Source organism: Streptomyces sp. NBC_01217 (assembly GCF_035994185.1).
In the GTDB taxonomy this organism is placed as follows: Bacteria; Actinomycetota; Actinomycetes; order Streptomycetales; family Streptomycetaceae; genus Streptomyces.
Window position 1 is genome coordinate 4368958 of the sequence record NZ_CP108538.1, and the last position, 17378, is coordinate 4386335.

Sequence of the window (17378 nt, forward strand, 5' to 3'; positions counted from 1 at the left end):
CACTGTGTCCACCTCGTCCACCGCGTTCGCCACCGAGCCCCTGAGGATCGTCGCCGTATCGGCCGGGCTGAGCAGTCCGTCCTCGACCCGGCTGCTCGCCGATCGGCTGGCCGGTGCCGCCCGTGAGCGCCTGCTGACCGAGCAGGACCGCGCGGTCGAGGTCCGCGTGATCGACCTGCGCGACCTGGCCGTCGACATCGCCAACCACCTGGTGACCGGGTTCCCGCCGAGCGCCCTGGACGGGGCGATCAAGGAGGTGACGCAGGCGGACGGCCTGATCGCCGTCTCGCCCGTCTTCACCGCGTCGTACAGCGGACTGTTCAAGTCGTTCTTCGACCTGATCGACAACACGGCGCTGACCGGCAAGCCCGTCGTCATCGCGGCGACGGGCGGCACCGCCCGCCACTCGCTCGTCCTGGAACACGCGATGCGTCCGCTCTTCGCCTACCTGCGGGCCACCGTCGTACCGACCTCCGTGTACGCGGCGTCGGAGGACTGGGGCTCGTCCGGCGACGAGTACACCGAGGGCCTGCCGTCCCGCATCCGGCGCGCGGGCGGCGAGCTCGCCACCATGATCACGGGAGGCCGGGCGGCCTCCGGAGCGCCGAGGACGCTGGGGCTCGACGACGAGGTCGTACCGTTCGAACAGCAGCTCGCCGACCTCCGGTTGGACTGACCGGGCTAAGGCGGCCCGCCATCCGGAGCGGTGACCGGTTTGATTAGGGTTGGACCGAAAGACGCGTCGTGCGAGGTCTTCTCGCACGACGCCGCTGCGCACTGAGCCGAACCGAGCTGGAGGCAGAGATGGGCAGGATCGTGGTGGGCGTTGACGGCTCCGAGTCGTCGATCAAGGCGCTGCACTGGGCCGTACGCCAGGCGGAACTGACCGGAGACACGGTGGAGGCCGTCAACAGCTGGGAGTACCCCGCGACCAGCTGGGCGTCCATGATGCCGGGCATGCCGGAGGACTTCGACCCGCAGGCCGTCGCGACCGTGGCCCTCACCGAGACGCTGGAAGAGGCCCTGGGCGCCGAGGGAGCGGCCGCGATCAGCAAGGTCGTGGTGATCGGCAACCCGGCCCAGTCCCTGCTGGACCGTGCCAAGGGCGCGAACCTGCTGGTCGTCGGGGCCCGCGGCTACAGCGGCTTCAAGGCGACCCTGCTCGGCTCGGTCAGCCTCCATGTCACCCAGCACGCACCGTGCCCGGTGACGGTCGTACGCGACTGACCGCGACGGCATGGACATGAGGGCGGGCCCGCACGATTGCCGTGCGGGCCCGCCCTCATGTCCACGATGCGCCGGAAGACGCGCTCACGTCTGCTCGTGCGTGTAGAAGATGTAGAACGTCGTGATGAACATCCCGAGGCCGACCGCCAGTCCCAGTGCCGAGGACCGCAGCACGCTCGAATCGGTCAGCCCGACCAGCAGGCCGATCGCCGCGGCCGTCAGCGCGCCGTACGCCACCGCCCGCACCAGGGGCAGCATGGTGTGCTGGATCCGGCCCAGCGCGAAGCAGAGGACGGCGAGCACCACCGCACCGATCAGGCCGTACCAGAACTGCCGGCCGCCGCTCGCGCCGTTGTTGCGGAGGATGAACGACGCGTAGAGGCCGTACGCCGCACCCAGCGTGACGGGTATGGCCCAGGCGAGGGCGCTGTGCCGACGCGTCCGTGACCCGGCACCGGCCCGCTGGCGGGCCGGCGTTGCCGCATGAGTGGCCATGGCGGAGAACTCCTTCCGTCGCCCCTTTTCCCTCCAGGGCACACCCGGCTGCGCCACCCGGCAACTCGGATGGCGCAGCGCCCGGGGCGCACCGCTTCCGTACGGGATTCCCTGGAGGGGTGCGTACGTATCTCTCGGCGGCTCTGGCAGTGGTGGTGCTGGTGCTGCTCGCCGTGCTCGTGCCGCTGAGCGCGCTCTCCGCCTGGGTGGATCTGGAGATCGACGACACGGACCGTTACGTCGCCGCGGTGGCCCCGCTCGCCTCCGACCCCGAGGTACGCGGCACGGTCAGCGACCTCATCACCGACGGGGCGATGAAGCAGATCGACGCCGGCCCCATCCAGAGCACCGTGCGGGACTTCCTCCACGAGGCGGTGATGTCCTTCACCACCACCGACGCCTTCCGGGCCGCGTGGAACGCCGCCAACCGCACCGCCCACGCAGCCGTCACCGCCGCGCTGAACGGCAACACCGACGAGGCCGTGACCATCGATCTGGCGCCGATGACGGAGCAGGTCAAGCGGAACCTGGAGGAGAACGGGGTGCCGGTGGCCGACCTCATCCCGGTCCAGCACACCGACATCACGATCGTCTCCGCCGACCGCGCCGACCAGCTGCGCCAGACCTTCCGGTGGCTGCGGGCCGGGAGCGTGTGGCCCGCCGTGGGCACGGTCGTGTTCGCCGTCCTGACCGTGGCCGTGGCCCGGCTGCGCGGCGGACCGGGGCCCGGGCGCTCCACACGCGCCACGCTCTCGGCCACGGCGGTGGCCGGGATCGGCTTCGCACTCGGGGCGCTGGTGCTCCGCGCGGTGATCGCGATCGCCCGGGACCGGGTGCTGTCCGAGGTGCCGGACAGCGAGGCGGGCGCCGCGGCGGCGGTGTACGACGCGCTGACGGCCTCGCTGCGCACGACGGCGTGGACCGTGTTCGCAGCGGGGCTGGCGGTGGCGCTGTGCGCGGTGCTCGGGCGGCTGTGGGCGGCGCGCCCGCGGACGGCACCCGTAACGCAGCCGGTTCGACGTGCGGCGGTGGACGGGCCGGGGAAGAGTGGTTCTCGTGACTGCCGGATCGGGGAGGACTGAGAGGTCATCCATATGCGAGCCATAGCCGTCAGCGCGTTCCGGGCCGACCCCGCACTGGTCGAGCTGCCCAAGCCCGAGCCGGAAGCCGGTGAGGTACGGGTCAGGATCGAGTACGCCGCACTCAACCCGTGCGACTGGCAGGCCGCACAGGGCTCGCCGGACGAAGACCCCACCCCCCACGCGTTCCCGCTGGTCGTCGGCGTGGACTTCGCGGGCCGGGTGGACATGATCGGCAGCGGCGCGAACCGTTTCCGGGTCGGGGACCAGGTCTTCGGCCGGATCGCCGCTCCGACGGCCGACACCGGCACGTACGTCTCCGGAACCTACTGCGACTACGTGTCCGTACCGCAGGACTCCGTCATCACCCTCGTCCCGGACGACCTGCCCCTCCGCACCGCCGCGGCGCTGCCGTCCGCCGGGATGACGGCCGCGCAGATCCTGGAGATCGCGGTGCACCGCGGCCACGAGAGCCTGCTGGTCATCGGCGCGGCGGGCGGCGTCGGCAGCTATCTCACCCAACTCGCCTCGGCCCGCGACGTGCGCGTGATCGCGGCCGTGCGCGGCGACGAACGGGGGCGGATGGCGGCCCTGGGCGCCACCGCCACGATCGACACCACGGACCGTTCCCTCGAAGAAGGTGTGCGGGAGACCTGCCCGGACGGCGTCGACGCCCTGGTCGACCTGGTCTCCGCCACGCCGGAGGCCTTCGCCGCCCGCGCCACGCTGGTACGCGGCGGCGGGATCGCCCTCACCACACGGGGCGTCGCCGCCGGGGCCGCTCTCCCCGCGGACGTGACCGGCATCGACTTCCGGCTCGAACCCACCCCGGTCCTGCTCGACGTCCTGGCCGAGGGCGCCGCCGAGGGCGTCCTGCGCGTGCCCATAGACATCGAACTCCCGCTGGAGAAGGCCCCGCAGGCGCTGGACCGCAACCGGACGGGCGGCGCACGCGGCAAGACGGTCATCGTGCTCTGAACCCACGCGGAGGAGACGTCATGGACGACCAGGAACGCGACATCATCGACAACATCGGCGGACTGATCACGGAGGAACGGGACCTGCGCAACCGCTCCACCCGGGAAACGGGCCTCACCGAGGACGAGAAATCCCGCCTGCGCACGGTGGAGATCCGGCTCGACCAGTGCTGGGACCTGCTACGACAGCGCCGCGCCCTCAGCGAGTACGGCGAGGACCCGTCCGCAGCGAGAATCCGTCCGGCCGACGAGGTCGAGGGCTACCAGGGCTGAACAGACGGGTCCGGGGAACGCACCACCCACCGGACCATGGTCACTCCGCCGGCCCGGTCCCCCGCAGCCGCTCCATCTCACGCCGGTCCCGCTTCGTCGGGCGCCCAGTACCCCGGTCCCGTACCGGAACCTGGATCGCCGCCTCGCGCGGCGGCGGAGGCGGGCTGTTGTCGATGAAGCACTCCGCCGCCACCGGAGGCCCGACCCGCTTCTTCACCAGCTTCGACACGACCACGACCCGGTCCCGGCCCGCGTGCCGGAGCCGTACCTCGTCGCCGAGGTGCAACGCCTGCGCGGGCTTGGCGCGCTCACCGGCGACCTTCACATGTCCCGCACGACAGGCGGCAGCGGCCTGCGAACGCGTCTTCGTCAGCCGGACCGACCAGATCCAGACGTCGACCCGAACGCTTCCCTCCGCCTGCGGCGCCTCACCGGAAACCATGTATCCGACTCTAATGCGGCAGGCGCGCCCTGTTCTGCGGGACAGCGCGGACAACAACATTCCTGACGATATGTCAGGCATATCGATCGCCCATACAGACGAGGCAACTCGGAGTCAGGTGGGCACATTTGAATGACACACATCAGGTCGGCGCGGCAGGCGCGCAGGACTCGGTTGCGGCTCAGTTGTGCCACGGGCGGGCCGCGCCACCGAACGGCCGGATCCGGCCGCTAACCTTACGTATCCGCCCTGGCCAGGGATGAATTCCCGCAGGTCGGACATTTATCGCACCCAACTCACGCGAAAGGCCTCACCCATGGGCATTCGGAGCTTGCTGCGCAAGGTGTTCGGCCGCGACCGCGCGGAGCAGGACGCGCCGGCGCCGACGGCCACGGTTCCGCCCCAGACCGAACGCACAGCGCCTGCGGAGTCGGAGCCGGCTGCGGAGACCGCCCCGGTGCGCGAAACCGTACCGGCCACCAAGGCCTCGGTACCGGCCCCCGCCTCTCCCCGGTCCGCGACCGGCGACAGCGGCCTGGCATCGGACCTGGTGGCTGCAGCCTTCGACAAGGCATCCCTCCCCACGGTCCCGTCACAGGGCTCGTCCCAGAAGCCGAAGCCGACAGCCGTCGAGGTCACGGAGCCTGAGGCTGTGGAGCCTGAGACTGTGGAGCTGGAGCCGACGACCGCACCGGTCGCCGCCGAGCCCGAGCTCGTCGAAGCTGAGCCGGTCACTGCCGAAGCCGAGGTCGAGCCCGAGGCCGCGCCCGTCACCGCCGAGGCTGAGCCGGAGCCGGAGCCGGTCAAGGCGCCCGAGGCCCCCGCCGAGCCGGAGGCAGCACCCGCCGCCGAGATCGTCGCCGAGGTCGAGGCCCCTGCCGAGGTCGAGGCCGTCGAAGCCGAGACCAAGGTCGAAACTCCCGCCGAGCCCGAGCCCGAGCCCGAGCCCGAGCCCGAGCCCGAGGCCGTGACCCCGGAGCCCGCACCCACCGCCGAGGTCGACGCTCCCGCCGAGCCCCAGCCCATCGAGGTCGAGACCGAGGCCGAGACCACCGCCGAGCCCGAGCCCGTCACCGCCGAGGCCGAGCCCGAGACCACGCCCGCCGTCCCCACCTCCACTCCCACCCCCGCCGTCCCCCTCGCCCAGGTCACGGCGCAGGCGCCCGCGCTGGTCGAGTCGTACAAGGCCGCCCAGGCCGGGCTGGAGGCGCACGGGCTGACCGGGCTGCGGGCCACCGTCTACCTGGTGCTCGACCGTTCCGGCTCCATGCGGCCGTTCTACAAGGACGGCAGCGCCCAGCACCTGGGCGACCGCACCGTGGCCCTCGCCGCACACCTGGACGAGAGTGCCACCGTCCCCGTCGTCTTCTTCTCGACCGACATCGACGGCACCGGCACGGTCGGCCTCACCGACCACGAGGGCCGGATCGACGAGCTGAACGCGGGCCTGGGCCGCCTCGGCCGTACGAACTACCAGAGCGCCGTCGAAGAGGTCGTCGCGCACTACGAGAAGTCGGAGTCCACCGGCCCCGCGCTGGTGATCTTCCAGACGGACGGCCCGCCGGACGCCAAGCAGCCCGCCAAGCAGGCGCTCACCGAGGCGGCACGGCTGCCGCTGTTCTTCCAGTTCGTCGCGTTCGGCGACGAGGACGCGAAGGGCTTCGACTTCCTGCGGAAGCTGGACGCCCCGAACGCCGCGTTCTTCCACGCGGGCCCCGCCCCCCGCGAGGTCGCGGACACCACGCTCTACCGCGAGGTCCTCGCCGCCCTCCCCGCCTGGATCGCGGCCCGCGAAGCGGCGCCGGCCGAGGACTGATCCACCGGCAGGCGTACGGTCACGGCGAGCCCGCCCCCGGGGCCGGGCACCGCCGTGACCGTACCGCCGTGCGCCACGGCTATAGAACGTACGATCGAGAGACCGAGCCCCGAACCACGCCCCATCCGGTCCTTGCCCTCGCCCCGCCGGAACGGCTCGAACAGCCCGGGGATGTCCGCCGCGTCCACCACGGGCCCGGTGTTGCACACCTCCAGCAGCACGCCGTCACCGGCCGTCACCAGGGACACGTCCACCGTCCCGTCGGGCACGTTGTAGGTCACGGCGTTGTCCAGCAGATTCGCCACCAACTGGGCGAGCAGCAGCCGGTTCCCCCGTACCGCGCAGGGCCTGGCGTCGGCCTTCACACCCGGGCGCCGGGCCGTCTCCTCCGCCAGCACCTGCGCGAGGTCCACCGCCTCCCGCTCCCCCGCGGCGAGACCGCGCTCGCTGCGCGCCAGGACCAGCAGCCCCTCGATGAGCCGCTCGCTGCGCCGGTTGTTGTCCAGGAGCGTCTGCCGAGTCCGTACGAGATCCTCCTGGGACGGGTCGTCCAGACCGATCTGGATCGCGGCGCGCTGGGTGGCCAGCGGTGTCCGCAGTTCGTGCGAGGCGTTGGCGATGAACCGGCGCTGGCTGTCGAACGCCTTCTCCAGCCGGGCCAGCAGCTCGTCGAGCGTGTCGCCGAGCTCCTTCAGCTCGTCGTCGGGGCCGCTGGACGCGATCCGTTCGTGCAGGTTGTGCTCGGAGAGCCGGCGCGCCTTCGCGGTCATGGCGTGAACGGGCCGCAGGACCCGCCCCGCGGTCCACCACCCCACGCCGACGGCGCAGGCCGTCATGACGAGCAGCGAGGCCGCGGACCAGATGAGCAGCTGCTGACCGGCCGCGTCGCTGACATGGTCGGTGAGGTCGTAGACGGTGGGTGGCCCGAGTCTGCGCCGGGTGACGAGGGGACCGTTCACCGCGTAGCCGGGCTGGACGACCACGGCCGTGCGGGCGATGGCGCGCGCCTGGGAGTCCGTACCCGCGCGGGAGGCGAGGTTGACGGTGGCGAGCAACGCCGCCCCGAGCACCAGGAACACCCCGCCGTACACGAGCGCGATCCGCGTACGGATCGTGGAGTGCTGGACATGCGGAACACGCCACAGGCGCTTCACAGGGCGTACCCCACGCCCTGCACGGTACGGATCAGGGCCGGCTCCCCGAGCTTCCCGCGCAGCTTGCTCATGCAGACGCGGACGGCGCCCGTGAAGGGATCGGCGTTGGCGTCCCAGGCCCGCTCCAGCAGCTCCTCCGCGCTGACGGTCCCGCCGTCGGCCTCCAGCAGCAGCTGCAGCACCGAGAACTCCTTGGGCGAGAGGTCCAGCTCCCGCCCGTCCCGGGACACGGTGCGCCGTACGGTGTCGAGCCGGACGCCGTGCCGCTCCAGCTGCGGCGGTACGGGGCGGGCGCTGCGCCGCCGCAGCGCCCGTACCCGCGACACCAGCTCGGGGAACTCGAACGGCTTGCCCAGATAGTCGTCGGCGCCGAGGTCGAGCCCGGCGACGCGGTCCTCCATGGAACCGGCGGCGGTGAGCATCAGGATCCTCGTCCGTGAGCCGGAGGCGACCAGCCCCCGAGCCACGTCGTCGCCGTGCACGCGTGGCAGGTCGCGGTCGAGGACGACGACGTCGTAGTCGTGCAGCCCCAGGTAGGCGAGGGCGGCATCGCCGCTGTACACCGTGTCGACGGCGAACCCCGCCCGCCGCAGCCCGGTGGCGACCAGTTCCGCCAGGATCTCCTCGTCCTCGGCGACCAGTACCCGCATCGTGATGTCCCCTGCCTCGTGCATGCGTGCCCACTCCCTCCCAGGATGCGTCTTTGCTACGGGAAGGAATGTTTCGCAAAGGTCTCCACGGACGTCTGCGCGGAGGTCCCCGTGCCCGGGGCCCGGTTTATCGGTGTGAGTTGATCTCCCGCAGGCCGTTAGGATTTCGACCATGGCGGCCACTGGATCCGAGAAGCAGGGGGCGAAGGCGTACTACGTCTCGACCCCCATTTACTACGTCAACGACGCTCCTCACCTGGGCCACGCCTACACGACCGTCGCAGGCGACGTGCTCACGCGCTGGCACCGCCAGCGCGGCGAGAAGGTGTGGTACCTCACCGGCACGGACGAGCACGGTCAGAAGATCATGCGCACTGCCGAGGCGAACAACGTCACTCCGCAGGAGTGGTGCGACAAGCTCGTCGAGGAGGCCTGGAAGCCCCTCTGGGAGCACCTGAACATCGCGAACGACGACTTCATCCGTACGACGGAGAAGCGCCACACCGACCGGGTACAGGAGTTCGTGCAGGACCTGTACGACAAGGGCGAGATCTACAAGGGCGGGTACGAGGGCCCGTACTGCGTGGGCTGCGAGGAGTACAAGCTCCCCGGCGACCTCATCGAGGACGAGGACGGCGTCAAGCTGTGCCCGATCCACAAGAAGCCGGTGGAGATCCTCAAGGAGGAGAACTACTTCTTCAAGCTGAGCGCGTACGGCCCCAAGCTGATGGAGTTCTACGCGAACAACCCGGGCTTCATCCAGCCCGAGTCCGCCCGCAACGAGGTCGTGAACTTCGTCAAGCAGGGCCTGCAGGACCTCTCCATCTCCCGCTCGACCTTCGACTGGGGCGTCCCGGTGCCGTGGGACGAGAAGCACGTCATCTACGTGTGGGTCGACGCGCTGCTGAACTACGCGACGGCTGTCGGCTACGGCTCCAACCAGGAGAAGTTCGACGGTACGTTCCCCGCAGACGTCCACCTGGTCGGCAAGGACATCCTCCGCTTCCACGCGGTGATCTGGCCCGCGATGCTGATGGCGCAGGGTCTGCCGCTGCCCGGCCGGGTCGCGGCCAACGGCTGGCTGATGGTCGGCGGCGAGAAGATGTCGAAGTCGAACCTGACCGGCATCAAGCCGCAGGACCTGACCTCGCACTTCGGCGTGGACGCGTACCGCTGGTACTTCCTGCGGGCGATCGCGTTCGGCAGCGACGGCTCGTTCTCCTGGGAGGACTTCTCCGCCCGCTACACCTCCGAGCTGGCCAACGACTACGGCAACCTCGCCTCGCGCGTCGCCGCCATGGTCGGCAAGTACTTCGGCGGGGCGCTCCCGGAGGCCACCGCCTCGGGTGACGCCGAGAAGGCGGTCCAGGAGGGGCTGGCGAAGGCCGTCGCCGCGGCGGACCAGAAGATCGGCGAGGAGCTGGACTTCCAGGCCGGCATCCTGGCGATCTTCGACTTCGTGAAGCAGGTCAACGGCTACATCACGGAGCAGGAGCCCTGGAAGGTCGCCAAGGACACTTCCCCCGAGGGCCAGGCCCGCCTCGCGACGATCCTCTACACGGCCGCCGAGTCGCTGCGCGGTGTCGCGGTCCTGCTGAACGCCGTGATGCCCGAGACCTCGCAGAAGCTGTGGGAGTCCCTGGGCGCCGAGGCGTCCCTGGGCGCGCTGTCCGATCAGCGCGTACAGGACGCTGGCACCTGGGGCCTGCTCCCGGCGGGTGCGACGGTGACGAAGGGCGCGGTGCTGTTCCCCCGCCTGGAGGAGAAGCCCGCGTAAGCGCATGGAGGAAGGGGCCGGGACCGCACAACCGGTCCCGGCAGCGTACGGGCCCGACCCCGGGCCCGTATTCGGTTCACCGCTCCAGTCCCTCCATGTCCCCCATGACGACGACCGGCTTCTTAGCAGGGTCGAGAAGCTGGAGCAGTTCCCTCATCCGGTCCGCGGGGAGCGAGATGCAGCCCTGGGTCGGGCCGCCGTGGTCCACATGGATCCAGATGCCGCCGCCCCGCTCCTTGCCGAGCGGACGCTCGGGGTCCAGGGGTGAGGCGCCGGGGATCCGGTTGTAGTCAACGGCGACGACATAGTCGAAGGAACCCGCCAGGGGCTCCCCGTCGAACCCTTCGCCGCTCAGGGCGAAATCCGGGCTCTGGTTGTACGGGAACATGGTGCCCGGGGGTTCGAGCAGACCGCCCGCGGACGTCAGTCCGTAGACCCCGGTCGGGGTGCGCAGATCGTCCTCCCAGTGCTCGTCGGTCCAGCCGTTCAGGGCGTTGTGCGCCGGCCAGCGGTCCGTGGCCGCGCGCCAGCCCGCCGCGGGGTCGTCGCGGGTGTACAGAACCGCGGTGGACAGGCTGGAGTCGTAGGAGTCACCGGTGACGACGAGCGCCTGCCGGGATTCCGCCGGGATCGCCGCCCTGGTCCGCAGCCCCAGGGCGGGGATCTCCCGGGGACGGACCCGCGGAACGGCCGGAGCGGGGGCGGCCCTGCCCCGTGCTCCGTCGGCCTGCGGTCCCGCGACACCGGCGGAAACCGTCGCGCCTACCCGGACATCGCGGTTGCCCGTGGCAGTATGGGAGGTGTTGTCGCAGGCGGTGAGCAGCACAATCGCCGCTGCACACGTTCCGGCGCAGACGGCATACGAGGGACGCCGGGCGGCCGACGGACGGAACACGGACACGGGTACTCCTCAGCGGTCGTGAGTGAAGGCAGCACGGGCGACCTCCCCGTCATGCCTCGTCCCGCTGAACCCAGTTAACGCCGCGACACGCCGACGCGAATCCGCACGGGGGCCATATGGCTGTACCGTCCGCCGGAACGGCGGCTGACGACGGATCAGAGCGCCCACGTACCCAGCCCGCCGCAAACGACGAACAGCCCCCGGCCTGATAGGCGGGGGCTGTTTCACGTGGAACCGGGGGAAGGAACCGGGGGTTACTTCTCCGTCTTGTCCTTTGCCGTTGCCGCCGGCTTGCGCAGGGCGATGTTCAGCTCGCGCAGGCGGGACTCGTCCAGCTCCGTCGGTGCACCCATCATCAGGTCCTGGGCGTTGCCGTTGAGCGGGAAGGCGATCGTCTCGCGGATGTTCGGCTCGTCGGCCAGCAGCATCACGATGCGGTCGACGCCGGGGGCGATGCCGCCGTGCGGCGGGGCGCCGAGGCGGAAGGCGCGGAGCATGCCCGCGAACTCGTGCTCGACGGTCTCGCGGTCGTAACCGGCGATCTCGAAGGCCTTGAGCATCAGCTCGGGCTCGTGGTTACGGATGGCGCCGGAGGACAGCTCGATGCCGTTGCAGACGATGTCGTACTGCCAGGCGAGGATGTCCAGCGGGTCCTTCTCCTCCAGGTCCTTCAGGCCGCCCTGGGGCATCGAGAAGGGGTTGTGCGAGAAGTCGATCTTGCCGGTGTCCTCGTCCTTCTCGTACATCGGGAAGTCGACGACCCAACAGAACCGGAAGACGCCCTCCTCGAAGTGGCCGGCGCGCTTGGCGGCCTCGACGCGGACGACGGACATGATCTTGGAGACCTCGTCGAACTCGCCCGCGCCGAAGAAGACCGCGTGGCCGGGAACGAGGGAGAGACGCTCGGTGAGGGTCTTGATGTCGGTCTCGGTCAGGAACTTGGCGATCGGACCGGCCAGGGTGCCGTCCTCGCCGACGCGGACCCAGGCCAGGCCCTTGGCGCCGTGCTGGACGGCGTAGTCGCCGAGGCCGTCGAAGAACTTCCGGGACTGGCCCGCGGTGTCCGGGACCGGGAGGGCGCGGACGTGCTTGCCGGCGAAGGCCTTGAACTCCGAGTCGGCGAAGACGTCGGAGATGTCGACCAGTTCCAGCTTGGCGCGCAGGTCCGGCTTGTCGTTGCCGTACTTCAGCATCGCCTCGCGGAACGGGATGCGCGGGAACGGCGAGGTGACGTGGCGGCCGTTGCCGAACTCCTCGAAGAGCTCGGTCATCAGCTTCTCGATCGGCCGGAAGACGTCCTCCTGCTCGACGAACGACATCTCGACGTCGAGCTGGTAGAACTCGCCGGGCGAACGGTCGGCGCGGGCGTCCTCGTCGCGGAAGCACGGCGCGATCTGGAAGTAGCGGTCGAAGCCGGAGATCATCAGCAGCTGCTTGAACTGCTGCGGGGCCTGCGGCAGGGCGTAGAACTTGCCCGGGTTCAGACGGGAGGGGACGACGAAGTCACGGGCGCCCTCGGGGGAGGTCGCGGTGAGGATCGGGGTCGCCATCTCGTTGAACCCGAGGGCCACCATCTTGGAGCGGATGGAGGCGATGACGGCCGAGCGCAGCATGATGTTGCGGTGCATGCGCTCGCGGCGCAGGTCGAGGAAGCGGTACTCCAGACGCCGCTCCTCGTTGACCCCGTCCTCGGCGTTGATCGTGAAGGGCAGCGGGGCTGCCTCGCCCAGCACCTCGACCTCGGTGACCTCGATCTCGATCTCGCCGGTCGGGAGCTCCGGGTTGACGTTGTCGGCGCCGCGCGCGGAGACCTTGCCGTCGACCCGTACGACGGTCTCCTTGGTGAGCTTCGCCAGGGCCTCGTTGGCGGGGGTGCCGGGGCGGGCGACGAGCTGCACCAGACCGTAGTGGTCACGCAGATCGATGAAGAGGATGCCGCCCAGGTCTCGGCGATTGTGCAGCCAGCCGCTCAGTCGGACGTCGGCGCCGACGGCAGAGGCGCGGAGCTCGCCGCAGGTGTGGGACCTGTACCGATGCATTCTCGTTCATCCAGTCTTCGCGGTTCGGGGTGGATTCAGCCACCCCAGGCTACCGCCCGCGCCCGCACCGAATCATTGACATTGACATCTCAAGATCATCCCGGGCGGGTCCGGGCGGCAATCCGCGGCATTCCTCGGTGGCGTCCACCGATCAGATCTTCTTAAATTGGGGCAATGCGCACCGAGGACGTCCTGGCCGCGACCGCGACCGGTCTGTGGCGCTGGGACAACGGAGCCGGGACCGTCACGCTCGATGCGGAGGCGGCCCGGCTGCTGGAGCTGCCCGCTGCCGCCGGTGTCTTCCGCGAGTCCGCGGTGCGTTCCCGTTTTCATCCGGTCGACTGGAACGAGATCAACGGGGTGGTGAATCTCGCGGTCGCCGAGGGCACCCTCGCCGAGGCCAGGCTGCGGATCGTGGACGAGAACGGCCGGGTGCTGCGTACCGTACGCAGCCGCTCCAAGCCCCTCCCGGCCGAGAAGCCGTGCAGCGCGGCCTATGTGCTGGTCGGCACCCTCCAGGAGGTCGCCGAGCCGCAGCCCGGCGCCACCGGGGCGCACACCCCCATCACCGGGGACTGGCGCCGCTCCCGTGAGGCGTTCCTGCTGGACGCGGGCCGGGCGCTGGCCGAGGCCCGGTCGACCGAGGAGGTGCTGCGGGTCGCCGCCTCTCTCTCCATGCCCGGGTTCTCGCCGGACGGCCTGGCGGTCTTCGGCATCGCCGGCGAGCGGCTGACGATCATCGGGCACCACGGGCAGGACATGGGCGACGAGGGCCCGTTCAACGACATGCCGCTGGAGACCGACTATCCGGCCGCCGAGGTCGTACGGACGGGCCGGGCGATCTATCTGCCCTCGCCCGAGGAGTACAGCCGCCGCTACCCGGCCACCTGGCCGCTCGCCAGCCGCTTCGGGCGCCGCTCCTGGGCGTTTTTGCCGCTGCTGGTGGCGGGGCGGACCATGGGTGCCTGGATGGCGGGGTTCCGGCACCCGGTGTCGTTCTCGCCGGACGAGCGGTCCGTGCTGACGACCGTGGCCCGGATGCTCGCCCAGGCGCTGACCCGGGCCGGGGTCGCCGAGACCGAGCGGGAGCTGTCGCTGGGGCTGCAGCGCTCGATGATGCCGTCCCTCGGCCCCGGCATCCCGGGGATGACGGTCGCCGCCCGCTACATCCCGACCGGCGGCGGGCTCCAGGTCGGCGGCGACTGGTACGACATGATTCCGCTGCCCAACGGCCGTTTCGCGCTCGTCATAGGTGACGTCCAGGGCCACGATGTGCGCGCCGCGGGGCTGATGGGGCAGTTGCGGATCGCCCTGCGCGCCTACGCCGCCGAGGGGCACCGCCCGGATGCGGTGCTCGCGCGCGCGTCGCGCTTCCTCTCCGGGCTCACCGACGCGTACGAGGACGGGGAGGCGAACGCGCCGCGCTTCGCGACCTGTCTGTACGCGGAGGCCGACCCGGAGACCGGCGTCCTGGACATCGCGCGGGCCGGCCACCCCGATCCGGTGGTGATGACCGCCGACGGAACCGCCGTGATCCGCCAGACCGAGGGCGGGCTGCCGCTCGGCATCGAGACGGACGCGGACTATCCGACGACCCGGCTCACCCTGGAGGCCGGGGAAACGATCATGCTCTGTACGGACGGGCTGATCGAGACCGGCGGCCATGACATGTGGACCGGCTGGATCCGGCTGCGGCCGATCCTGGAACGGGACACGTCCGACCTGGAGAAGCTCGCCGACTCGCTCGTCCAGGCCGTGCACGGGCCGACGTCCCACTACACGACCGGGCCGCTGGCGGACCGCCGGGAGGACGACATCGCGGTGGTGCTGCTGCGGCGCGACGGGGGGACGCCGAGGGCGACCGCGTCGCGGCGCACCGCGCTGACCATCGCGCAGGCCCAGCCCGAACGGATCTCGGCGGCGCGGCAGCAGCTGCGGGAGCTGCTGCACGACTGGGCGGATCCGGAGCAGGTCGACGCGGCGGTGCTGATGTTCTCCGAGATGGTCACCAACGTCCTCGTCCACACGGACGGGGACGCGCTGATGGTCGCCCGGGCGGACAGGGAGCAAGGGGAGCGGCGGCTGCGGGTGGAGGTGGCCGACGGCAGCGACGAGCTGCCGCACCGGCGCCGGCCCGGGGAGATGGCCTCCAGCGGGCGGGGTCTGGTGCTGCTGGAGGTGCTCGCCGATGCGTGGGGGGTGGATCCGCGGGGGGCGGGGAAGTCGATCTGGTTCGAGCTGAACGAATCGGGGACGGGGCCGGAGGACTGAGCCGGGTTGATGCGACCCCGGGGCTCCCGGTGGAGGGTTCTCCCGATGGAGGTTTCCCCGTCCTCAAACGCCGGACCGGCCGGGAGGGCGGTCCGGGGGCCTGCCCCGTAGTTCGCTGATGATGCCGAAGGCCGCCGCGCAGGCCGGTACCGCGAGCAGCATGCCCAGCACGCCCGCCACACCGGCGCCCGCCGTGATCGCGATCATGATGGTGGCGGGGTGCATCTGGACCGTACGGCTCTGGATCATCGGCTGCAGGACATGGCCCTCCAGCACCTGTACGGCGAGCACGACCCCCAGCGCCCAGAGCGCGATCGCCACCCCCCGGTCGGCGAGCGCGACAAGCACCGCGACCGTGCCGGAGATGAACGCCCCGAGGTAGGGGATGTAGGCGCCGACGAGGACCAACGCACCGAGCCCCACCGCGCCGGGGACGCGCAGGATCAGCAGGCCGACGGTGATGCAGACCGCGTCGATCAGCGCGATGAACGTGGTGCCGCGCATGAAGCCCTGGACGGCCTCGAAGGCCCGTCGCCCCATGGCCTCCACCAGGTCCCCGGTCCCGCGCGGGGCGATCGAGTGGGCCAGGTCCACGGCCTTGTCGGAGTCGCGCAGAAAGAAGAAGGTCAGCAGGAGGGCGAGGACGCCGGCCGCGATCAGCGAGCCGATCAGGCTGATCCCGGTGAGGAGTCCGCCCGCGGCGCTCGCACCGAACTTCTCGAAGAGTTTCCGGGTACTGGCGGCGAGGTCGTCCACATCGATGTTCCTGCCGACCCCGAAGTGATCGACGATCCACTGCCCGGCGTCCTTCAGCGACCGGACGATCTGGTCGCCGGTGTCGATGAGCGCGGTGACGACGATATATCCGGCGCCGCCGACCACCGCGACGAGCAGGGCGCAGGTGAGCCCCGCGGCCAGCGAGCGGTTCATTCCGCGGGCGGTCAGCCGGCGGTGGACCGGGCCGAGCAGCGCCGTACCGAGCAGCGCGAGCAGCACGGGTGTGACCGCTGTCTTGAAGATGACGCACAGCCAGACGGCGACCGCGGCGACCCCCGTGACGAGGAGCACGACACCGCACCAGGCGGCCGTGCGCCGCGCGCCGTCGGGCAGGAGGGGCTTGGGGGTCTGCACCCTCCCACCCGATCACGGCGCGGGTGCGATGTCCCGCTTGTGAAGCCGTACGAGTGACGGACTGTCACACTCCGGCCGCGGGTGTCACATTCCGTGGACGGCGGGCACCGTGCCGAGGCGGCCGGCCTGGAAGTCCTCGAAGGCCTGCTTCAGTTCGGCCTGGCTGTTCATCACGAACGGCCCGTAGTGCGCCATCGGCTCGCGGATCGGGCGGCCGCCGAGCAGGACGACCTCCAGGTCCGGGGTGTTGCCGTCCTGCTTCTCGTCCGCGCGGACGGTCAGCGAGGAACCGGCGCCGAAGACCGCGGTCTGCCCCATGTGGACGGGGCGGCGCTCCTCGCCGACGCTGCCGCGTCCGGCGAGCACGTACGCGAGTCCGTTGAAGTCCTCGCGCCACGGCAGGGTCACCTCGGCACCGGGGCGCACGGTGGCGTGGACCATCGTGATCGGGGTGTGGGTGACGCCCGGACCCTCGTGGCCGTCGAGCTCACCGGCGATGACGCGGAGCAGCGCGCCGCCGTCCGGGGAGGCGAGGAGCTGGACCTGGCCGCCGCGGATGTCCTGGTAGCGGGGGGCCATCATCTTGTCGGCCTTGGGCAGGTTCACCCAGAGCTGGAGGCCGTGGAAGAGGCCGCCCGACATGACGAGGGACTCCGGCGGGGCCTCGATGTGGAGCAGGCCGGACCCGGCGGTCATCCACTGGGTGTCGCCGTTCTGGATGGTGCCGCCACCGCCGTTGGAGTCCTGGTGGATGAAGGTGCCGTCGATGATGTACGTGACGGTCTCGAAGCCGCGGTGGGGGTGCCAGGGGGTGCCCTTCGGCTCGCCCGGCGCGTACTCCACCTCGCCCATCTGGTCCATCATGATGAACGGGTCGAGGTGCTTGTAGTTGATCCCGGCGAACGCGCGGCGCACCGGGAAGCCCTCGCCCTCGAATCCGCTCGGCGCCGTGGTGACGGCGAGCACGGGACGGGCCGTGGCGTCGCCCGAGGCGGCGACCTTGGGCAGGGTCAGCGGGTTTTCGACGGTCACTGCGGGCATGGGAGCCACCTCCGGGGATTGTCCTGAGTTCAAGTTAGTTGAATGGTGAACATCTTGCAAGGTGCCACCCATTCCCGCGCGCCGCCCACGGCAACGGGAGGGGCC

16 protein-coding genes are annotated in these 17378 nt (G+C 70.8%); 8 read left to right on the forward strand and 8 right to left on the reverse strand.

Features of this window, described 5'->3' with window-relative positions:
• Window positions 1–4 precede the first annotated feature (4 nt).
• Both OG507_RS19185 and OG507_RS19190 read left to right on the forward strand, forming a co-directional pair.
• Window positions 5–676, forward strand: a complete 672-nt coding sequence (locus OG507_RS19185) for an FMN reductase (RefSeq protein ID WP_327368416.1) — start codon at window positions 5–7, stop codon at window positions 674–676.
• Between the two features lie 128 nt (window positions 677–804).
• A complete protein-coding gene (locus tag OG507_RS19190; protein ID WP_327368417.1) occupies window positions 805–1227 on the forward strand; it encodes a universal stress protein in 423 nt (140 codons plus the stop codon).
• A gap of 84 nt (window positions 1228–1311) precedes the next feature.
• On the opposite strand, the gene OG507_RS19195 is transcribed toward OG507_RS19190, so the two are convergent.
• Window positions 1312–1722: a hypothetical protein gene (locus OG507_RS19195; protein ID WP_327368418.1), complete on the reverse strand. Its 411-nt coding sequence runs from the start codon at window positions 1720–1722 to the stop codon at window positions 1312–1314.
• 119 nt (window positions 1723–1841) lie between these two features.
• Here OG507_RS19195 and OG507_RS19200 point away from each other — a divergent pair, with 119 nt between their 5' ends.
• The 3 genes from OG507_RS19200 to OG507_RS19210 are packed head-to-tail and all read left to right on the forward strand — an operon-like array spanning window position 1842 to window position 4051.
• Window positions 1842–2804 (forward strand): hypothetical protein, encoded by a 963-nt coding sequence (locus OG507_RS19200; RefSeq protein ID WP_327368419.1) that lies wholly within the window; start codon window positions 1842–1844, stop codon window positions 2802–2804.
• A gap of 12 nt (window positions 2805–2816) precedes the next feature.
• Entirely contained in the window at window positions 2817–3779 is a 963-nt protein-coding gene (locus OG507_RS19205; protein WP_327368420.1) for an NADP-dependent oxidoreductase, read from the forward strand.
• A 20-nt stretch (window positions 3780–3799) separates the two neighbouring features.
• Window positions 3800–4051 (forward strand): DUF2630 family protein, encoded by a 252-nt coding sequence (locus OG507_RS19210; RefSeq protein WP_327368421.1) that lies wholly within the window; start codon window positions 3800–3802, stop codon window positions 4049–4051.
• Between the two features lie 40 nt (window positions 4052–4091).
• Here the strand turns inward: OG507_RS19210 and OG507_RS19215 are convergent, their stop codons facing one another.
• Complete coding sequence (locus OG507_RS19215) at window positions 4092–4493, reverse strand: RNA-binding S4 domain-containing protein (RefSeq protein ID WP_327368422.1); 402 nt, start codon at window positions 4491–4493, stop codon at window positions 4092–4094.
• Between the two features lie 316 nt (window positions 4494–4809).
• Between OG507_RS19215 and OG507_RS19220 the strand changes: the two genes are divergently transcribed.
• Entirely contained in the window at window positions 4810–6309 is a 1500-nt protein-coding gene (locus OG507_RS19220) for a VWA domain-containing protein (protein WP_327368423.1), read from the forward strand.
• On the opposite strand, the gene OG507_RS19225 is transcribed toward OG507_RS19220, so the two are convergent.
• Window positions 6240–7463: a sensor histidine kinase gene (locus OG507_RS19225; protein ID WP_327368424.1), complete on the reverse strand. Its 1224-nt coding sequence runs from the start codon at window positions 7461–7463 to the stop codon at window positions 6240–6242. The genes OG507_RS19220 and OG507_RS19225 overlap by 70 nt on opposite strands.
• Complete coding sequence (locus OG507_RS19230) at window positions 7460–8113, reverse strand: response regulator transcription factor (protein ID WP_327372028.1); 654 nt, start codon at window positions 8111–8113, stop codon at window positions 7460–7462. The genes OG507_RS19225 and OG507_RS19230 overlap by 4 nt, the downstream gene beginning before the upstream one ends.
• Window positions 8114–8285: 172 nt before the next feature.
• Between OG507_RS19230 and metG the strand changes: the two genes are divergently transcribed.
• Window positions 8286–9890 carry a methionine--tRNA ligase gene (gene metG, locus OG507_RS19235; RefSeq protein ID WP_327368425.1) on the forward strand — a complete coding sequence of 535 codons (1605 nt, stop codon included), beginning with the start codon at window positions 8286–8288 and terminating at the stop codon, window positions 9888–9890.
• Window positions 9891–9966: 76 nt separating this feature from the next.
• Here the strand turns inward: metG and OG507_RS19240 are convergent, their stop codons facing one another.
• Both OG507_RS19240 and aspS read right to left on the reverse strand, forming a co-directional pair.
• The gene (locus OG507_RS19240) at window positions 9967–10785 is read right to left on the reverse strand and encodes a L,D-transpeptidase family protein (protein ID WP_442811105.1); all 819 of its coding nucleotides are present in this window, start codon (window positions 10783–10785) and stop codon (window positions 9967–9969) included.
• A 260-nt stretch (window positions 10786–11045) separates the two neighbouring features.
• Window positions 11046–12830 carry an aspartate--tRNA ligase gene (aspS, locus tag OG507_RS19245; protein ID WP_327368427.1) on the reverse strand — a complete coding sequence of 595 codons (1785 nt, stop codon included), beginning with the start codon at window positions 12828–12830 and terminating at the stop codon, window positions 11046–11048.
• Between the two features lie 174 nt (window positions 12831–13004).
• On the opposite strand from aspS, the gene OG507_RS19250 reads away from it, so the two are divergent.
• Window positions 13005–15101, forward strand: a complete 2097-nt coding sequence (locus OG507_RS19250; RefSeq protein ID WP_327368428.1) for an ATP-binding SpoIIE family protein phosphatase — start codon at window positions 13005–13007, stop codon at window positions 15099–15101.
• Window positions 15102–15164: 63 nt separating this feature from the next.
• Here the strand turns inward: OG507_RS19250 and OG507_RS19255 are convergent, their stop codons facing one another.
• Both OG507_RS19255 and OG507_RS19260 read right to left on the reverse strand, forming a co-directional pair.
• Window positions 15165–16232, reverse strand: a complete 1068-nt coding sequence (locus OG507_RS19255) for an AI-2E family transporter (protein ID WP_327368429.1) — start codon at window positions 16230–16232, stop codon at window positions 15165–15167.
• An 84-nt stretch (window positions 16233–16316) separates the two neighbouring features.
• The gene (locus OG507_RS19260) at window positions 16317–17273 is read right to left on the reverse strand and encodes a pirin family protein (RefSeq protein ID WP_327368430.1); all 957 of its coding nucleotides are present in this window, start codon (window positions 17271–17273) and stop codon (window positions 16317–16319) included.
• Between the last annotated feature and the right edge of the window lie 105 nt (window positions 17274–17378).

Coding starts and splice junctions, on each gene's coding strand:
- OG507_RS19210 (WP_327368421.1), top strand. CDS start 3,800: ATGGACGACCAGGAACGCGACATCATCGACAACATCGGCGGACTGATC.
- OG507_RS19220 (WP_327368423.1), top strand. CDS start 4,810: ATGGGCATTCGGAGCTTGCTGCGCAAGGTGTTCGGCCGCGACCGCGCG.
- aspS (WP_327368427.1), bottom strand. CDS start 12,830: ATGCATCGGTACAGGTCCCACACCTGCGGCGAGCTCCGCGCCTCTGCC.
- OG507_RS19195 (WP_327368418.1), bottom strand. CDS start 1,722: ATGGCCACTCATGCGGCAACGCCGGCCCGCCAGCGGGCCGGTGCCGGG.
- OG507_RS19205 (WP_327368420.1), top strand. CDS start 2,817: ATGCGAGCCATAGCCGTCAGCGCGTTCCGGGCCGACCCCGCACTGGTC.
- OG507_RS19250 (WP_327368428.1), top strand. CDS start 13,005: ATGCGCACCGAGGACGTCCTGGCCGCGACCGCGACCGGTCTGTGGCGC.
- OG507_RS19260 (WP_327368430.1), bottom strand. CDS start 17,273: ATGCCCGCAGTGACCGTCGAAAACCCGCTGACCCTGCCCAAGGTCGCC.
- OG507_RS19190 (WP_327368417.1), top strand. CDS start 805: ATGGGCAGGATCGTGGTGGGCGTTGACGGCTCCGAGTCGTCGATCAAG.
- metG (WP_327368425.1), top strand. CDS start 8,286: ATGGCGGCCACTGGATCCGAGAAGCAGGGGGCGAAGGCGTACTACGTC.
- OG507_RS19230 (WP_327372028.1), bottom strand. CDS start 8,113: ATGCGGGTACTGGTCGCCGAGGACGAGGAGATCCTGGCGGAACTGGTC.
- OG507_RS19215 (WP_327368422.1), bottom strand. CDS start 4,493: ATGGTTTCCGGTGAGGCGCCGCAGGCGGAGGGAAGCGTTCGGGTCGAC.